The sequence below is a fragment of the Halobacteria archaeon AArc-dxtr1 genome, assembly GCA_025517425.1.
Lineage (GTDB): Archaea > Halobacteriota > Halobacteria > Halobacteriales > Natrialbaceae > Halostagnicola.
The window spans coordinates 336,495-354,190 of the sequence record JAOPJY010000002.1 but is presented as its reverse complement, the minus strand read 5'-3'; the positions used below and the strand labels follow the sequence as shown (position 1 = coordinate 354,190).

Sequence of the window (17,696 nt, the reverse complement as noted above, 5' to 3'; positions counted from 1 at the left end):
AGCATACGGGCACTGATGGTGCGAGCGGCGTGGCGACTGCCTGTCGCCGATCGCCACAGTCTGTGGAACGCAACGCCACAGTGATACGGCTCGTCCGTGATGCTCTGGGTATGACGGCGTTCGAACCCACGGATCAGCGCATTCTCGTCACCGGCGGCGCTGGCTTCATCGGCTCGCATCTCGTCGACCGGCTCTGTGATCGCAACGAGGTGCTCGTCCTCGACGCACTGACGACCGGCGACCCCGCGACCGTCCCCGACGCGGCGACCCTGATCGACGGAGACATTCGCGACGGGGCAACCGTCGACGAGGCGATTGCGGGGGTCGACCTCGTCTTTCACGAGGCCGCCCTGGTCAGCGTCGACCGATCGATCGAAGCCCCCGTCGAGAGCCACGAGATCAACGCGCGGGCGACTCTCGACCTGCTCCAGGCGGCCCGCCGGGAGGGCGCTCGCGTCGTGCTCGCCTCGAGTGCCGCCATCTACGGCCAGCCCGACGACGTTCCCATCCCCGAATCCGCCCCGGCCGAGCCGGCCTCACCGTACGGTCTCGACAAGCTGGCCACCGATCACTACGCCCGGCAGTTTCACGACCTCTACGATCTCGAGACCGTCGCGTTGCGATACTTCAACGTCTACGGTCCCGGGCAGATGCCGGGCGACTACAGCGGCGTGATCAGCATCTTCATCGAGCAAGCGCTCACTGGCGAGCCGATCACCGTCCACGGCGACGGCGAGCAGACGCGTGATTTCGTCTTCATCGACGATATCGTCCAGGCGAACCTCCGGGCGGCGACGACGGACGCCGTGGGTGAGGCGTACAACGTCGCCACCGGTGAGGCGATCTCGATTCGCGAACTGGCCGAACTCATTCAGGAGCTCACGGACACGGAGTCGGACATCGTCCACACGGACGCCCGGACGGGCGACATCGACCACTCGAGGGGCGAGATCTCGAAGGCGACCGCCGCCCTCGAGTACGAGCCGACAGTCTCGTTACGAGACGGCCTCGCACAGACAGTCGAGTGGTATCGGGAAACGCAGCTCTCGAGTGAGTGAGCCTCGTGGCTCTGTATGATTGGATTACGCGCGGTTCGGATGCTCAGTCTCCGTCCCGGCTGGCGGTTTGTCTCGTTGGTCCGATCCGCCGGCGAGCCAGCTCGGCGTCCACTCTCGTGGTGGCCAACTCGAGCTTTCGTCACGATCGGTCCGTATTGGGGAGCATTAACTAACCGACTGTCTCGGGTGATGGCGGTATGGACGCCGTTGCCACGTTCGGCATTGGCAGCACGAATTTCCGAGGGGCAGTCGCGACGCCCGCCGGCGAATTCCTGACTGACGTGCACGTCGAACCCACACGGCCACAGGCCCTCCAGACACAACTGTGCGAGGCGGTCGCCACGCTGCGGGCGCAGGCGCCCGTCGACGCCGTCGCGATCACCCTCCCCGGATTGGTGGATCCGGACGCGGGGGTCGTCCGCGAGTTCGATACGCCGACGGGCGAGGTCCTCGACGCCCTCGACTTGCGACGGCCGCTTGTCGACCGGTTCGATGTCCCCGTCTTCGTCGCAAACGACTGCTCGGCGTCAGCGCTTGGCGAGTGGCACTTCGGTGCCCGCGACGAGTACGAGACGCTCGCCCATCTCACGTTCGGGACGGGCATCGGTGGTGGGGTCGTCGAGGACGGGCGATTGCTGCGGGGTGAGTCGGGACAGGCCGGCGAGTTTGGCTTGTTGCCCGTGGCGATGGAGACCGGCCTCGCAAGTACGGGCGTGACGGGCGCCTGGGAGGCGTGCTGCTCGGGCCGGGGGATTCCCCAGTACGTCACCCACCGGTTTCGGGACGCCGACGCGCGTCCGGAGACCACGCTCGCCGCGGCGATCGAAGACGGGACGCTGTCGGCCCCCGACGTCTTCGCGGCCGCCGACGACGGTGACGGCTTCGCCCAGACGTGTCTCGACCGGATCGATCGGTACAACGCGGCCGGCATTGGGGCGCTGTGTAACGCCTACGAGCCGGGGCGGATCACCCTCGGCGGCGGCGTTCTTCTGGGCAATGCCGAGCGCGTGCTGGCGGGCATCGAGGCCCATCTCGACGAGTTTTGTTTCGTCGACCGCCCGTCGATCTGCCGGACGCCGCTGGGTGATGATATCGGGCTCTACGGCGCCCTCGGCGTCGCCCGCGAGCGCACCGCCGAGGAGGTCTCGCTGGCAGCCGCCCGGCCGGTCGCCGAGACAGACGACTGAGCAGCCGCCACGAAGGGGGGCTGCCTGCAGGCGTAGCGATAGCGGACGTGACACCCAGTCCTCTCCCGTGAGTATTTATCAGGGATCTGTGTAGGGATAGATATGAACCGGCGACAGGCAATCCGGGGAGCGCTCGGTGGCGCGATTCTCGGCGTCAGTGGGTGTCTTGGCGGATGGGACACGCCCCCGGAGGTCGAGTGGGACGTCTCGCGACGCGGCGGGAGCGGCGATGGCGGCAACTTTCTCACCTTCACACATGCTGGCGGGAGCACGATCGACCTCACGACGGCGTCTCTCGACACGGAGTACACGGGTGATCGCGGTAGTGGATTTGGCAGCCGATCCGACAACCTCCTCCAGGACGAACTCACGGTCGGCGACGAGGTCATCGTCGAGCCGAGTGGACTCGGGACCCGGTTCGAGTCGGGCGAGGAGATCCGTCTCCTCTGGACGGACGACGAGGACGCCGAGCCGACCGTGATCGCCGCCTACGAGTGGGGCGAGCCGACGGACTGAGTGTGGATTACCCCTGGTTTCGAACGACCACCAGCGCAGCGAGGGCGAGCGCCGCGAGCGCGCTCGCGACGCTATAACCCGGCGTCGCATCCGCCAGCCAGTCGTCTCCCGTCTCGGTCGGCTCCTCGTTGACCGCGCCATCTGCAGCCTCGTCTTCACTCTGATCGCTCGAATCGGCAGTGTCGTCACCGACGTCTGCGTCCGCGTCGTCTGTGGTCTCGTCGGCTTCGACTGTGATCTCGTGTTCGGAGAACGCCTCGGCGCCGTACTCGTCGGTGACGACCGCGGTGATGACGTGCGTGCCGGCGTCGAACGTGTGGTCGACCGTCGCGCCCGTCGCTTGCGTGCCATCTGGGAGCTGCCACTCGACGGTGTACACGCCGTCGGCGTCGACGACCGCCCCGATCGCGATCGGCTCGTCGGCGACCGCGGTCTCCGGGGCGTCGATCTCGATGTCAGGTGCCTCGACCGCGGTTAGCTCGTGAGTCGCGGTCGCCTCGGCGCCGTGCTCGTCGGTGACGGTCACCGAAATCTGGTGGGTGCCGGGTTCGAACGTGTGCTCGAGTTGGTCGCCGTCGACCTCGCTTCCGTCGGGTAGCTCCCAGGTGACCGTTGTGGCGCCGATCTCGTTCTCGACGATCGCTTCGAGTGCGACCGGTTCGTCGGCCACCGGCGTCGTCGGCCCGTCGATCGAGACGGTCGGCACGTCGGTGATCAGCACCTCGGCGGTCGCGGTGTCGGCGAAGCCGTGTTCGTCGACGACAGTCACCGACACCTCGCGCTCGTCGGGCGTTTCGAACGCGGTGGGGACGGTCGGCTCGGTCGTCTCCTCGTCGATCGCGCCGTCGCCGGTGAGGTCCCACTCGTAGCGCTCGATCGCGCCGTCGGCTCCGTTTTCGCCTGCATCTATCGTCACCTCCTCGCCGGCGACCGCAACTGCGGGTGCGTCGATCGCGGCCTCCGGCGGGGTAACTGTGTCGCCCTCGACGCCCGTCTGCACGTGGTTTTCGTCGGCGTCGGTCACCTGCAGTTCCAGGTCGTCGATCCCGTCTGCGTCCGCCGGTGCGAGCAGCGTGATCGAGCCGTCGATCGAGTCGCCGGGGGCGAGTTCGCCCTCGGTCCAGGTGACGGTTCCCTCCGAGACGGTCCCGCCGTCGGCGTCGACGACGCTCCAGCCGTCGGGAACGTCTGCCGTCGCCTCGACGCCGACAGCTGGATCGGTCCCGTCGTTCGTGACGCTGACGGGGACGGTGACGTCCTCGCCGGGACTGACCGCTACCTCACCCAGCGTCGCCGCCAGGGAGACGTCAAACTCGTCCCAGGTACCGTACGCGTCCGGATCGGTCGGTGGGTCGGGGATCTCCTCGCCCGTAATGTATCGGTCGACGAACGCGTCCATCGGTTCGCCGGCGACGGCCTCGACCGTCTCGACGAACACGTCGTGGTCGACGACTCCATCGTGGGCGTTGAACTCGCGCGTGACGTCCGCGTAGGTTCGCTCGCCGTCGGTCGCCGCGCGGATCTCGGCGTCGAGGGCGGCTAGGACGAGCGCGCCCTTCCGGTAGTCGGCCAGCGTCCCCTCCCACGTCTCTGGATCCGTGAGCGTGACGTCCTCGTAGTTGGTCGGATCGTCGACGTCCTCGTCGTAGCCGAGCACGCGCTGGAACTCCTCGAATTCGGTGCCCGGCACGTCGATCGGGTGGTCGTGCTCGAGGAACATGAGGTTCGGATAGAACTCCGCCTCGGCCTCGGTGAGCCACGCCGCCGACTCGGCCGTCTGGTACCCCTGGCGGGCGTGGACGTACTCGTGGAGCCAGGTGTGGATCGGCGCACTCTCGTGGGTCCAGAAGTCGCCGTGTAAGTACGCCAGTCCGCCCTCGCGGATCGGATCCGGTGCCGCAATCGCGACGACTTCGGCCGATCTCGCGCCGACGCGGAGATCGTGTCCGCCATCTTCGATGGCTGCGACGAGCTCGTCGTGGTCGTCGCGTTCGCTTCCCTCGGGGACGACCAGCGTGACCGTCTGCCCGCCGGTGTCGATCGCCGTGGTGTCGTGGGCGCCGACGAAGGTCATCCACGCTCCCACGGTGGCCTCGGGTGTGCCGGGTGCGGTGGATTCGACGATGGCGTCGTCGTACGCCTGTCCGTCCTCGACGTAGCTCGCGTCGATTCCGAACAGCCCCAGCGCCCAGTCCTCGGCGTGGTAGGCGTCGTAGCCGTCGAAGTGGATGGCTCTGGTCACGTCGGTTTCGAACGAGAGCACTGCCTCGTCGGTCTCTCCGTCCCAGGTGTACGTGCTGCCGCCTCCGTCGAATCCTTCGGTGGACGTCACTTGTAGACCGAACGTCTCGATTTGGAACTCGCCATCCCGGTCCTGATACGCGTCGGGAATCTCGACGGTGACCGATCCCGTCAGTGGATCCTCGCCGTCGACGTCGAACGTGTAGCTCACCGCGATCTGCTCCTCGGGGAGCGAATCCGCGTTGGTCGCCGACGAGTCGGCGGTCGTCGGCGATGAGAGCAGCGTCGGCGCTTCCTGCCCGGACGCTGTGAGTGTTCCCGGATTGGACGCTGTGAGTGTTCCCGGATTGGACGCTGTGAGTGTTCCCGGATTGGACGCCGTGAGTGTCTCCGGCGCCGACACCGTGTGTAGCTCTTGCCCGGACGTGGCCTGGGCCGTCCCGTCGCTCGGCCCGGCTCCGGCGGTCACCACACCGCCACAGAGGGCGAGTACGAGAACCAAACTCAGAAGTAACGCCCGGTTACGCATGCCCCTGGTACGTTCGTTACGTGTGAAATGTGTTTCGACGAACTGTGTTCGATCGACGAGACGGTCCGCAGTTCCGTACTCACAGCGTCGGCGGAAGATTCCGCAGATAATTTTATTGCAGCCCTTGAAATCGGAAACCAACCATCGGTAATTAACTCTTAATCAGGGGACGGAAGGCCTGTCTCCCGCTGCTACGTCCATCACGAAACGAGACACTCAGACAGAAAGCTTATTACAGGATAGTTAAAATTACTCTATACCCCTACCCGGTAGGAGGTGAGTGACGGCTCCAGCGCCCCACCGTGTGGGCGTCACCGGTCGCCACGACACGCTCCAAGTGAACGGGTGTCCGACCATGGACATTCGGTTCGCGCGACTGATCGACGAAATCGATCACGCGACAACAATACACAACACATGACACGAAACGAAACCTCATATCGCGAAAAGGGACGTGCGTTGTTCCTCGCTGCGATGATGGTTCTTTCCGTCGTTGCCATGTCCGCTGCGTTTGCGGGCGGGGCAGCGGCTGCGGTTAACGACGATGGTGTCGGCGAGGTCGAATGGGATGGCCTCGGCGACCAAGATGAATTGGTTCAAGGACAAGAGCTGACTGTAACGGAACTCCCTCAGGTTGAGAACGCAAGTGCGTTCCAGGCCGATATCGTTGAGGGGGCACCGTCTAACCCAGGCGAGACCATCGGCGACGTTAGCACTGATGGTGACACCCTGACCCTCGAAGCAGAGGATACTGCTCCGATCGTTTCAGACGGTGACGATGAACAGCGAGTTCATCTTGAACTGATCAGTGACGAAGGTACGAAAACCTCGAGCAGTTTCGTCTGGAGCGCTCAGGAGGTTAGCTTCGACTTCGAACCCTCTAACTTCGTTGAGGGTGACGACGGTCTCGAAGATGTCGAACTGAACTTCACGGACGACAACCGTGGCGGTGAGGTCACTGTCGACATCAGCAGTGATGACCTCGACGACGACACCGTCGCGAGCTTCTTCGACGGCACCACGCACGATGTCGCCGAAGGTGAGAACATCAGCGCTGACTTCTCCGAGGCACCCGCTGGTGAGCACGAATTCGATATCGAGGTCCAGGACACTGGCGCCTCCGACACTGCAACGATCAACATCCAGCAGGATCTCGATGGTGACATCGAGTTCGGTGACATCGAAGACACCCCAACGGGTGACGAGATGCAGATCCCGATCTACTTCGACGAGCCGGCAGCCTACGCCGGTGAAGAGATCGGCTTCACCGTTGTCAGCCAGGACGATGACGAGACCTACGAGGTTGCTGTCGCACTCGAACTTGACGGCGACTTCGACGACGAGCAGGTCTACATCGACTTCAACTCCTACAACGCCGGTCAGGAAGACGTCGAAGACGTCTTCACGACCGACAATGAGGATGTCGACGTCTCCGCTGACGACGAGATCGATCAGACGGAATTCGAAGAGGATGACGAACGCCTCGACGCAATCGCGTTCACCTTCTCGCTCTACGAGGAGGGCGCTAGCGACGACATCGACTGGAACAACCGCGTCAGCTCCGAAGTCGCCACGCTTCAGGACCGCACGACCGGTGACGCCGATGTCTCGATCGCACCAAACTACCAGGACATCGAGGGCCTTGAGGGCGTTGACGACCTCTCCTACGAGGACCTTCAGACGCTCCTCGACGCCTCGACTGATGATGACACGCTCGCAGAGGGCGACACGGTCATCGTCGAGCAGGACGTCAACGGTGTCTTCGGCTACGCCTTCGACGACGGAAACCTCACCGACGATGTCGGCGTTGAGTTCCTCGCCGAGCTTGACGACGACACCTACCTCGACGACGAGGACTTCACCGTCGTCCCTGTCCCTGACGAAGAGACAGTCTACTTCGTCTACGAGGTCGGTGACGACCACGGTGAATGGGACACTGAGTTCAACGTCACCGAAGAGAACGACTACATCCCATCGTCTGACGACGACGAGGACGACAACTCCGAAGTCGCTACGACCAGCTACGAAGTGACGGAGCGGACGGCTGACCTCGACCTCGTCGAGACGCCGTACCAGATCGTCAACTCCGAAGACGGTGTCATCACCGGCACCACCACCGCTGCCCCCGGCAGCCAGATTGACTTCGAAGTGCAGAAGTCCGGTGTCTTCCTGACTGAGGAGACGGTCACCGTCCAGGATGACCGCACCTTCCAGTTCCAGGACCCAGAGAACTTCGCGGACCGCGACGAGGGTGACGAAGTGAGCATCACGTTCGGTGCCGAGGACACTGGCATCGAAGAGGAGACCGTTGAGGGTATCTTCTCGGACACCCCCGAATCTGAGTCCGACACCGTCCTCGAGTCCCTCGCCGACCTGCTCGGTGTGGACGTCACGGACTGGTACCCAAGCAACGACTTCCTCGTGCAAATTAACGAGCTCGAGGACGATCTCAATGACGAAACATCTACGGATGTTGAGAACGGCTCCATCCTGAGCAACCTCGCGGACCTCCAGTCCGACTACGAGGCTGCACAGGACGAGATCGCTGACCTCGAGTCTGAGATCGCGGACCTCGAGTCCGAGATCGCTGACCTCGAGGACGACTACGAGGACGCACAGGACGAGATCTCCGACCTCGAGAGCCAGATCGAGTCCCTTGAGGACGACCTCGCGGACGCTGAGGATGAGCGCGACGCTGCGCTCTCGGACCTCGCCGACGCTGAGTCCGAGATCGCGGACCTCGAGTCCGAGATCGCTGACCTCGAGGACGAGAACGCTGACAACGAAGAGCAGATCGCTGACCTCGAGTCCGACCTCGCCGACGCTGAGGACGAGCGCGACGCCGCGCTCGCCGACCTCGCCGACGCTGAGGACGAGATCGCTGACCTGCAGTCCGACTACGAGGCTGCACAGGACGAGATCGCGGACCTCGAGTCTGAGATCTCCGACCTCGAAGGCCAGATCGCTGACCTCGAGGACGACCTCGCAACGGCTGAGGACGAGCGTGACGCTGCGCAGGACGAGGTTGCTGACCTCGAAGGCCAGGTCGCTGACCTCGAGGACGACCTCGCAACTGCCGAGGAAGAGCGTGACGACGCACAGGACGAGCGTGACGCTGCGCAGTCCGACCTTGACGACCTCAACGACGAAGCCGACCAGGCTGGCTTCGACAGCGTCTCTGCCGCAATCGACGCCGCCACGTCTGACGACGACGATGACGATGACGACGACGATGACGACGAGACGCCCGGCTTCGGCATCGCCGTCGCACTGACCGCGCTGCTGGGCGCCGCGATGCTGGCCCTGCGCCGTCAGAACTAACGTCGACTAACTACCGACCGCGCGGTGCGGTCGACCCGATGCGGTTTCTTTTATTGCGCGCTACACACGCAGTGGCGACACCTGTGACCGGTTCGATGACATCCCACGAGAAGCAGCAGCTCGCAGATCGGGACTCCAGAGCGACGACTGCGGCCTCACGCAGTCGCCACCAACTCCGCGATGCGGTGTCCGTCGACGACGAACGCGACAGTCACCCGATCGCCTGGCTCTATCCGGGGTGCGTTCGTCCCGGCCAGACTAAATCCCGCATGCGCCCCCGCCGACCACTCCGTGCTCCCTGAGGGATTGAACGGTCCCGTTGGGCCGCTCTCGAACCCCTGTGCTGAAAAGAACGGAACTGGGGGCTGGTAGCGAAGTGCCTCACCATCGACAGTGACCTCTACCGAGAGTGACGCCACGTCGACGGCGTCGCCACCGCGGTGCTCGAACACGAATTGATCGGCGTTGGCGTCGACCGACACCCCGAACGTCGCCGTCGGCGGATCCGCCTCCGAGGGGACGGCGCTCATGGCGACGGCGAGGGCGCCTGCCAGCAGGACGGTCACCACCACGAGTACGACGACGCCAACGACCGGACTGACCGCCGGTTCCGACGCTGGCTGCCGATCTGCAGCAGTTAACCCGCGAGAGGAGCGCACGGGAGGACTCGCCGCCCGCTCCTATTTGAACGTTCGCGCCGCTGGTGTCGGGATGCACGTCTCATACCCTCCTCTGGTGTGGTACTCATCCACGACGCACGTACAGGATTCGCGGCACACGCCCACAACTGAGCCGGGGGACGAACCCGACTGCACGCTCCGACGATCACACGACCTGCTATCCCCGAACACAGGTTCTCCAGTACAGACGACCACCCATTGACCGGCTATACGCGTCGTCGGCTCCGTTCGACGACTGAAGCCGTTCTGCTTTCCCTTCGCTACCGCTGTTCCCTTCGACGGAGTATCGGACGCGTCCCCGGAACCGCACAATCTGCATCCCCACTCCGTGATATCTCACGACGGTCCCCGTGTGGCAGCTATCAATCGTCTCCCGCTCCGTTGCCGTCGGCCGCATCCAGCGGCATCGTTATTTTCTCTCCGTACCCCTCGACTGTCACCTCTTCAGCGTCCATCGGCGGTGCAATCCAGGCTGTTCCGTCAATGCCTGTCTGTGCGATCTCGACACCATCGACGGAGACCGTCGCATCGACCGAGGAGCCCGTGGTGTCGGTCGCCGACACCAGCGCCGGACCGCCCGCGGGCGTCCGCTCGAGGCTGACGTTGATCCATCCGGTACTCTCGGTCGTCTCACTGTTGATCGGCAGCGTCGAGAGCGCGAGTCGCTGTTGTTCGTGGTAGACGCTGGCCGTCGCCCCGTCGAGATAGGCCGTCACCTCGCCCTGTGATGGGGAGACGCCGATCCGGTAGAGCTGCAGCGGCGGCGCGAGCGCGCTGCGCTGGCTGCTCGAGTCCTCGAACGCCCACGGATAGTACTCTGCAGCAGTATCGAGCGCCGACGAGAGGCCGCCGATCTGGTCAGTCCCTCCCCGGTCCCGGTTGTCGTAGCGAGTCGCCTCGCGGACGTACTCACCGTCGTCGATCGCTGACAGAAGCAGCCCAGTCTCGCTGGTCTCGACCGTGACCGTCCCGATTTCGTCGACCTCCTCGCCGGCGACCCCTGCGGCGATGGCCTCACGGATCGACCCGGTGTATAGATCCTCTTTCACGCTGTAGAAGTCGGTTCGGTGCTCCGGTACCAACTCGGCGCGATCGATCGTCCGGTCGGCTGCCTCGAGGAGCGCCTCGGCTTCGGCGGTGTTTCGCGCGAGCGTCCGGAAGAGGTCGTCCTCGCTCGCCTCACCGTTGGCGTGGGCCTCGACGACCGCGGCTTCGCGTTCCTGCAACTCGGCGAACCGATCTGCGATCGCGTCCATTGTGGCCTGGCCGGCTGCCTCGCGCTCGCTCTGGTTCAGGTCGTCGAAACTGCCGTCGAAGCGGTGCCAGTCGAACTCGTACTCGAGGGCGGTATCCTCGCCGGCGAGTATCGTTCCGAGATCGGGTCTCGGTGTCGCAATCGCGCTCGCGTTCGCGCCGTCACGGTCGAGGGTCAGTCGGTTCGTCGTGTCGTTGGTGACGAGGTGATCGTTGGTCTGGCTTGTCTCGGTCGCTGTGGTCGGGTGCGCTGTGTCGTTCGTCTCGGCTGTGGAGGCCGTCGGTCCGGCGGCAGTGAGCGCCAGTGCGGGCGCGGCGAGCACCAGCATGACGACCACGCCGAGGAGGGCGGGGACCGAGCTTCTCATTGAGACCACCATTCGACCCCTCCTACAAAAACCAGTCGACGTAGTCTCGGCGCTGCGCCTCGAGATCCCCCAAAACCGCCCAAAACGCCGCCTAACTCTGTCAATGGAAAGGGTTTTTTCCCCACGTACTCTCGATATCGTCGTATGCGGCTGCCCTCCGTCGTGGTCTTCGCCCTCGTCCTCCTCCTCGCCTCCCCGGCACTGGCAGTCTCGCCGGCCGCGCTGGACGCCACGACCCCTGCCGACGCTCCCGCACCGGAACCGACCGAGACCACCGCGGTCGCCGCGGCCAACGCACAGTCGACGACTGACTCACCTGACGCCCCCGACCGTGCCGATCCTCAGCAGGTAATTCGACTCTCTATCACCGACGACGGCGACGCCGAGTGGTCCGTCGAGAGTCGATACGTCCTCGATTCGGCGGCCGATGCCGATGCCTTCGAGGAGTTCGCCGAGGCGGTCGCCGACGGTGAGGCCGACGTCGATTTCGACCTCGATGCGATCGAGACGTTCGTCGACCTCGCTGACGCTGATCGCGAGATGGCGATCGAAGACGCTGCCTGGGACGACCCTCGTATCGAACCCGCCGACGTTGAGCCATCACCGGAGAACGAAACCGTTGGTGTCATCGCCAAGACGTTCACGTGGACGAACTTCGCCGATACGTCTCTGAATGGGATGGAAATCGGCGACGCCTGGCACGCTGACGGAGAACCCCTGTTCGGCTCGCTTTCCGAGGGTCAGCGCCTCGTCGTTGAGCGGCCGGAGGGGTACGGACACGACGCCGATAGCGTCCCCATCTTGCCGGAGGACGGCGCGCTCGTCTGGGACGGCCCCGAGACGTTTGATGCCGACGAACTGCGCTGGTCGTATTTCGAGCAGGCAGTCGAGGACCGCTACGACCTCATCGCCACCGTTACCGACGCCGACGGCGAGCCCCTTACAGGAATTGATGTCACCCTCACCGGACCGGACGGCGAGGAACGAACCGGCGAGACCGACGAGAACGGCGAAGTCGTTTTCGAGGAACTACTCGACGGTGAGTATACGCTCTCGGCGACTCACGACGACCAGGACCTCTCTGAGGCCGCTACTATCGACGGCGCCGACGAGAGTGTTACCCTCACGGCTGAACCGCCCGAACCGGAGACGTACGCCATCACGGCGATCCTCGAGACTGCAGATGGCGAGCCTCTTGCAGGAATCGACGCCACGCTCACCGACGCCGATGGTGAGGAACGAACCGGCGAGACCGACGAGAACGGCGAAGTCGTTTTCGAGGACTTACCGGGCGGCGAGTACACCCTCTCGGCGACCCACGACGACCAAGAACTCAGCGACACGATCACGGTCGACGGCGGTGACGAGACCGCGACCCTCACCGCCGAACCGCCAGAGCCAGAGACGTACACCATCACGGCGCTTCTCGAGACGGCAGATAGCGAGCCCCTTGCAGGAATCGACGTCACACTCACCGGACCGGACGGCGAGGAACAAACCTTCGAGACCGACGAGAGCGGCGAGGTCTCCTTTGAAGACCTGCCCGACGGCGAGTACACCCTGACGGCGACCCACGACGATCAAGACCTCAGCGACATGATCACGATCGACGGCGCTGACGAGACCGCCACGCTCACCGCCGAACCGCCTGAACCGGAGACGTACGCCATCACGGCGCTCCTCGAGACTGCAGATGGCGAGCCCCTTACAGGAATTGATGTCACCCTCACCGGACCGGACGGCGAGGAACGAACCGGCGAGACCGACGAGAACGGCGAAGTCGTTTTCGAGGACTTACCGGGCGACGAGTACACCCTCTCGGCAACCCACGACGATCAAGAGCTCACCGAGACGATCACGGTCGACGGCGCCGACGAGACCGCTACCCTCACAGCCGAGCCGGTACGTGGAAACGGGACTCTCTCGCTCGATGCTTCCTTACTGACGACGATGCTCGGCATCTTCGGACTCTTCGCCGCCCTGGCTCTCCTCGCGTACGTTTTCGGCGTGCGCCGCGACACAGAGACAGAAGACACCATCCCAGAGGCAGCCGCCGGCGAGTCGGCCGTAGACGAGTCCGATTCGTCCTCCGACGCGGTTGTCTCGACGTACTCAGAGCCCACAGTCGAGGTCAGCGCCGAGGCCGAGGACGACGTGGCTGACGAGCCTGACGATGACGCGACTGCTGTCGACGTCGAACTCTTGAGCGACGAAGAGCGCGTCCACCGACTCTTGCGACACAACGAGGGGCGAATGAAACAGGCGACGATCGTCGACGAGACCGGCTGGTCGAACGCGAAAGTCTCCCAACTCCTCTCGAAGATGGACGACGACGGAGAGATCGACAAGCTCCGGATCGGCCGCGAGAACCTGATCACGCTTCCCGAGGTCGATCCGACACGAGTCGAGTGACGGTGTCGCGCCTCGCTCGTTCCCGCCACTGACTTGCGGTGCTCTCGCTCACGTCGTTCGCTCGCGGGACTCACGGCTCGCTCCGAACCGCGCTCACGCCAGCGGCGTTCGCTCGACAACTTGGCCGTCGTAGGTCGGATACTGCGGTCGCGACCTTTTTTCGCTCGGGTTCGCTCGTTACACTCGCCCACCGCTTCCAAAAAACCTCGACCAAAAAGCCGCTCGCTCACGTCATTCGCTCGTGGTACACTCTCTACGCCAACGGCGTCCGCTCGACAACTTGGCCGTCGTAAGTCGGATACTGCTCGACGATTTCCCCGTCGTCGACGTCGCCATCCTCGATCATCTCCTCTAGGAGCCACCAGGCGACCTCGACGTGGTTCGACTTCACGGTGTAGAACTCCTTGGGGACGCCGAGCGCTTCGAAGCGCTCGGGGGCCGCGCGGGTCTTCCCGTAGACGAGCGTCCCGTCGTCGGTGACGTCGTCGAACTCCCGGCGGATCTGGCGGGCCATCCGCTTGAGTCGGCGGCGGTGCTGGGCGGCGTCTTTGAACACAGAGGTACAGAAGTAGACGCGCTCGTGATCTCCCATCACGTCGAGAATCGCGTCGCGGTCGTTGTCGACCGCGCTCATGTGGTCTTCTTTGAGTTCGTATCCCGCCTCCTGCATCCGGCGGTAGTTCCCGTGGGACATCTCGAACTCGTTGATGTTACAGAACTCGGCGGCGCCCTCGTCTAAGAAGTCGAGAAACTCGGTTTCGGGGCGGATACCGGGAATCTCGAACGCCGGCGTGAGGCCTTCCTCGCGGGCGATGTAGAGAATCTCCTCCCACTCGGTGCCGTGGAGGTCGCCCCACTGTTCGAGCGGTGGGTGGAAGCGAATCTCGTCTAAGCCGGCTTCCGAAAGGCGGCGCATGTTCTCGCGGCCACCCGTGATGCCGGTGTAGAGATGCGTGTGGTGATCCTCACCGAACTCCTCTTTGAGCAAGGAGAGGTACCGACAGGTCCGGCCCATCGCCTCCTGGGGCTCGCCGCCCGTAATGGAGGTTCCCAGGGCGTCCATTCGCTTTGCCTCCGTGATGACGTCCTCGTCCGATTCGACGAGGCGCTCGTTGGCGTAGACGTCCGTGACGTTCTTCCGAGTCTCGCCGAGCGGGCAGTAAAAGCAGTCGCGCTGGTCGCAGTAGCCGTAGACGAACAGCACCATCTTGCCGCCTTTCGCACACTGCTCACAGCCCTTCGAGATCATTCAGTAGCGACGATACCGTCCGGAGGGCCAAAAGCCGTGCGAAACTCCCCGGCGGGCTCGTGGCGGTCGCCCGGCCGCCGTCGTCGACCGACCCCTGCGACCCCGCCGGCCGCCCGTCCCGCGTTCGGCCCCAGAAGATGGAAGTACCGCGCCGACGAATCGTCGCACGATGCTGCTGGTCCTCTGTGTCGATCTCGACGACGACCTCGGCCGCAAGACCGGCTTTGCGACGCCGGTCATCGGTCGGGAGCCGGTCGAGCAGGCCGCCGTCGCCCTCGCCACCGCGGATCCCGAGGATTCGGACCTGAACGTAATCTTCCAGGGATTGCACGTCTACGACGACCTCACGGATCGCGACGAGAGCGTCGAGGTCGCCGTCGTCACCGGAAACGACGGCAGCGACGTCGGCGCCACGCGGGAGGTCGGCGACGAAGTCGACACCGTCCTCGCGAGCCTCCAGACTGGCGAGGACGTCACCGCCCTCGTCGTCACCGATGGCGCCCAGGACGAGTCGGTGATTCCGGTTATCCGATCGCGGGTACCGATCGACGGCGTTCGTCGTGTCGTCGTCCGACAGGCTCAGGGCTTAGAGTCGATGTACTACACGATCAAGCAGGTTCTCGACGACCCCGAGACGCGGGGGACCATCCTGATTCCGATCGGTATCTTACTGCTGATCTACCCGCTTGCGCTGATCGGTGCCTTGCTCGAACTTCCCGGGCTGGTCCTCGGGACGACCTCGACGCTGCTCGGCCTCTATCTGATCTCGCGAGGACTCGCCCTCGGTGACCGACTCGACAGCGCCGCAGAGTCGATCCGTCACTCGCTGTACGCCGGTCGGATGACGCTGCTTGCGTACGCCGTCGCCGTCGCCCTCGTCGTGCTCGCGGGCGTCAGCGGCCGCAACACGCTTCGGGCGACTCAGGAGGCGACCGCGGACACGTTGGGTGCACCGATCGTTCTCGCCGCGCTCGTCTACGGCTCGGTCCAGTGGATCGCGGCCGCCGCGGTCACCACAAGTCTGGGCCAGATCACCGATGAGTACATCGCCGGCACGCTTGAGTGGCGCTACCTGAACGCGCCCTTTTACGTCGTCGCGATTGCGGTCGTCCTCTACGCCGTCAGTGGCTTCTTCATCGGCGAGGTTGGGCTGACCGTCCTCGCGACGGCGCTTACGGCCGGAACGGTCCTCGGCATCGCGAGTACGCTCACCTTCGCGATCGCCGAATCTCGGCTCCCCCAGCCCTCGCGGCGCGTCGAGCGGGCGTAAGCCGGCCGATCCGCACTTCGGGTCACCGCTCCGGTAGGTGACACGCGTCGTCCACATCACCTCCTCGTCACGGCAGACGCCTGCGGTTCTGGTTGGCGGGAGGTTCCCAATCATTTAACAGACTTCCGGCGTACCTCTGGACAATGGGTCCAGAGAAGGAGCGTCCGGAGCCGACGATGGCCCGGGCGTTTCGGCAAGCCGTCGAGAGTACTGGTCACGCCATCTACTGGACTGACACCACCGGGACGATCGAGTACGTCAACCCGGCGTTCGAGTCACAGACCGGTTACACCGCCGAGGAAGCGATCGGAAACAATGCGAACATCCTCCAGTCTGGTCTCCACGACGACCACTTTTACGAGCGCCTCTGGGATACGATCCTCGCCGGCGAGACGTGGGAGGGTGAGATCACCAATCAACGAAAGACCGGCCAACAGTACGTCGTCAGACAGACGATCTCTCCGATCGAAGACGAGACCGGGGAGCTCGTCCGCTTCGTCGCAGTCAACGAGGAGATCACCGATCTCCGGGCGTACCAACGCCGACTCGAGCGCGAGCGCGACCGTTTTGCCGCCTTGCTCGACGCTGTCCCCGTTTCGCTCGTGTTGGTCGCGTTTGAGGGTGCAGACCCGATCGTCAAACACGTCAACAGTCGATTCGAAGAGACGTTCGGCTTCTCCGAGTCGGTGGTCGTCGGTTCGTCGCTGGATACCTTAATTCTCGACGAGACTGACGCCGACCAGGCACGCGAGATAAACGGCCGCTTACAGCGAAACGACTCGGTGAACAGGGAGGTGACACGACGGACCGCCGACGGCGAGCAGCGGACGTTCCTCCTGAACGCCTCGCCGATGCAAGGCGACGACGCCGAAGTCTTGGCGACCTATATCGACATCACCGACCGGAAGGAGACCGAAGAGAAACTCAGGCAGAAAACGGCTGAACTCGAAGACTTTGCCAACGTCGTGAGTCACGACCTCCGCAATCCGTTGAACCTGGCAATGGGACACGTCGAGCTGCTGGCGGCGGATGCGGCTACCGAACACCGACCCACGGACGATGTGACGACCGAACACCTCGAGACGATCCGGACGGCACACGAGCGGATGCAGGAGCTGATAGAGAACATCCTCATGCTGGCCAGACAGGGGAAAACGATCGACGACGTGGAAGCGGTCTCACTTGCAGCCTGCGCCTCCCGAAGCTGGGAGACGATCGAGACGGCGGCGGCGACGCTCTCGACGGAGACCTCGCAAACGGTTCGCGCCGACGAACACCGACTGAGACAGCTGTTTGGGAACCTGATTCGAAACGCGATCGAACACGGCGGCGACGACGTGACGATAACGGTTGGATCGCTCGAGGATGGATTTTTCGTCGAAGACGACGGCCCGGGGATTCCGCCGAGTGAGCGCACCGGCATCTTCGAGCCGGGGCATACGACCACTGAAACTGGAACGGGACTCGGCCTCTGGATCGTTCGAGATATCGTCGACGCCCACGGCTGGCAGATCGACGTCACAGACGGAGCCGACGGCGGCGCGCGGTTCGAGATCACCGGCGTCGAGTGTCTCTGCTGATTGGGACTCGCGTCTACCCATGCTCTCGACT

General features: G+C 64.2%; 10 protein-coding genes and 2 pseudogenes. 8 read left to right on the top strand and 4 right to left on the bottom strand.

Features of this window, described 5'->3' with window-relative positions; all coding sequences use genetic code 11:
* Nucleotides 1-110: 110 nt before the first annotated feature.
* From OB905_10665 to OB905_10655, 3 genes are all read left to right on the top strand, one after another.
* Nucleotides 111-1,058, top strand: a complete 948-nt coding sequence (locus tag OB905_10665; protein ID MCU4926442.1) for an NAD-dependent epimerase/dehydratase family protein — start codon at nucleotides 111-113, stop codon at nucleotides 1,056-1,058.
* 197 nt (nucleotides 1,059-1,255) lie between these two features.
* Nucleotides 1,256-2,245, top strand: coding sequence for an ROK family protein (locus tag OB905_10660; GenBank protein ID MCU4926441.1), 990 nt, complete (start codon nucleotides 1,256-1,258; stop codon nucleotides 2,243-2,245).
* Nucleotides 2,246-2,347: 102 nt separating this feature from the next.
* The gene (locus OB905_10655; protein ID MCU4926440.1) at nucleotides 2,348-2,761 is read left to right on the top strand and encodes a hypothetical protein; all 414 of its coding nucleotides are present in this window, start codon (nucleotides 2,348-2,350) and stop codon (nucleotides 2,759-2,761) included.
* 7 nt (nucleotides 2,762-2,768) lie between these two features.
* Here OB905_10655 and OB905_10650 read toward each other — a convergent pair whose 3' ends face one another.
* Nucleotides 2,769-5,531 (bottom strand): PKD domain-containing protein, encoded by a 2,763-nt coding sequence (locus tag OB905_10650; protein ID MCU4926439.1) that lies wholly within the window; start codon nucleotides 5,529-5,531, stop codon nucleotides 2,769-2,771.
* A gap of 417 nt (nucleotides 5,532-5,948) precedes the next feature.
* Between OB905_10650 and OB905_10645 the strand changes: the two genes are divergently transcribed.
* The gene (locus OB905_10645; protein ID MCU4926438.1) at nucleotides 5,949-8,852 is read left to right on the top strand and encodes a PGF-CTERM sorting domain-containing protein; all 2,904 of its coding nucleotides are present in this window, start codon (nucleotides 5,949-5,951) and stop codon (nucleotides 8,850-8,852) included.
* A 155-nt stretch (nucleotides 8,853-9,007) separates the two neighbouring features.
* Here the strand turns inward: OB905_10645 and OB905_10640 are convergent, their stop codons facing one another.
* Nucleotides 9,008-9,511: a type IV pilin gene (locus OB905_10640; GenBank protein ID MCU4926437.1), complete on the bottom strand. Its 504-nt coding sequence runs from the start codon at nucleotides 9,509-9,511 to the stop codon at nucleotides 9,008-9,010.
* Nucleotides 9,512-9,894: 383 nt separating this feature from the next.
* The gene (locus OB905_10635) at nucleotides 9,895-11,154 is read right to left on the bottom strand and encodes a hypothetical protein (protein ID MCU4926436.1); all 1,260 of its coding nucleotides are present in this window, start codon (nucleotides 11,152-11,154) and stop codon (nucleotides 9,895-9,897) included.
* A gap of 678 nt (nucleotides 11,155-11,832) precedes the next feature.
* Between OB905_10635 and OB905_10630 the strand changes: the two are divergent.
* Both OB905_10630 and OB905_10625 read left to right on the top strand, forming a co-directional pair.
* Nucleotides 11,833-12,753, top strand: a pseudogene (locus OB905_10630) (carboxypeptidase regulatory-like domain-containing protein).
* Between the two features lie 582 nt (nucleotides 12,754-13,335).
* Nucleotides 13,336-13,566: pseudogene (locus tag OB905_10625) on the top strand (hypothetical protein).
* A gap of 253 nt (nucleotides 13,567-13,819) precedes the next feature.
* Here OB905_10625 and OB905_10620 read toward each other — a convergent pair.
* Nucleotides 13,820-14,815 carry a radical SAM protein gene (locus OB905_10620; GenBank protein ID MCU4926435.1) on the bottom strand — a complete coding sequence of 332 codons (996 nt, stop codon included), beginning with the start codon at nucleotides 14,813-14,815 and terminating at the stop codon, nucleotides 13,820-13,822.
* A 169-nt stretch (nucleotides 14,816-14,984) separates the two neighbouring features.
* Between OB905_10620 and OB905_10615 the strand changes: the two genes are divergently transcribed.
* Both OB905_10615 and OB905_10610 read left to right on the top strand, forming a co-directional pair.
* Nucleotides 14,985-16,085 (top strand): DUF373 family protein, encoded by a 1,101-nt coding sequence (locus tag OB905_10615; GenBank protein MCU4926434.1) that lies wholly within the window; start codon nucleotides 14,985-14,987, stop codon nucleotides 16,083-16,085.
* Nucleotides 16,086-16,228: 143 nt separating this feature from the next.
* The gene (locus OB905_10610) at nucleotides 16,229-17,665 is read left to right on the top strand and encodes a PAS domain S-box protein (GenBank protein ID MCU4926433.1); all 1,437 of its coding nucleotides are present in this window, start codon (nucleotides 16,229-16,231) and stop codon (nucleotides 17,663-17,665) included.
* Nucleotides 17,666-17,696: the final 31 nt, after the last annotated feature.

Coding starts and splice junctions, on each gene's coding strand:
- OB905_10615 (MCU4926434.1), top strand. CDS start 14,985: ATGCTGCTGGTCCTCTGTGTCGATCTCGACGACGACCTCGGCCGCAAG.
- OB905_10665 (MCU4926442.1), top strand. CDS start 111: ATGACGGCGTTCGAACCCACGGATCAGCGCATTCTCGTCACCGGCGGC.
- OB905_10660 (MCU4926441.1), top strand. CDS start 1,256: ATGGACGCCGTTGCCACGTTCGGCATTGGCAGCACGAATTTCCGAGGG.
- OB905_10610 (MCU4926433.1), top strand. CDS start 16,229: ATGGGTCCAGAGAAGGAGCGTCCGGAGCCGACGATGGCCCGGGCGTTT.
- OB905_10645 (MCU4926438.1), top strand. CDS start 5,949: ATGACACGAAACGAAACCTCATATCGCGAAAAGGGACGTGCGTTGTTC.
- OB905_10650 (MCU4926439.1), bottom strand. CDS start 5,531: ATGCGTAACCGGGCGTTACTTCTGAGTTTGGTTCTCGTACTCGCCCTC.
- OB905_10655 (MCU4926440.1), top strand. CDS start 2,348: ATGAACCGGCGACAGGCAATCCGGGGAGCGCTCGGTGGCGCGATTCTC.
- OB905_10635 (MCU4926436.1), bottom strand. CDS start 11,154: ATGAGAAGCTCGGTCCCCGCCCTCCTCGGCGTGGTCGTCATGCTGGTG.
- OB905_10620 (MCU4926435.1), bottom strand. CDS start 14,815: ATGATCTCGAAGGGCTGTGAGCAGTGTGCGAAAGGCGGCAAGATGGTG.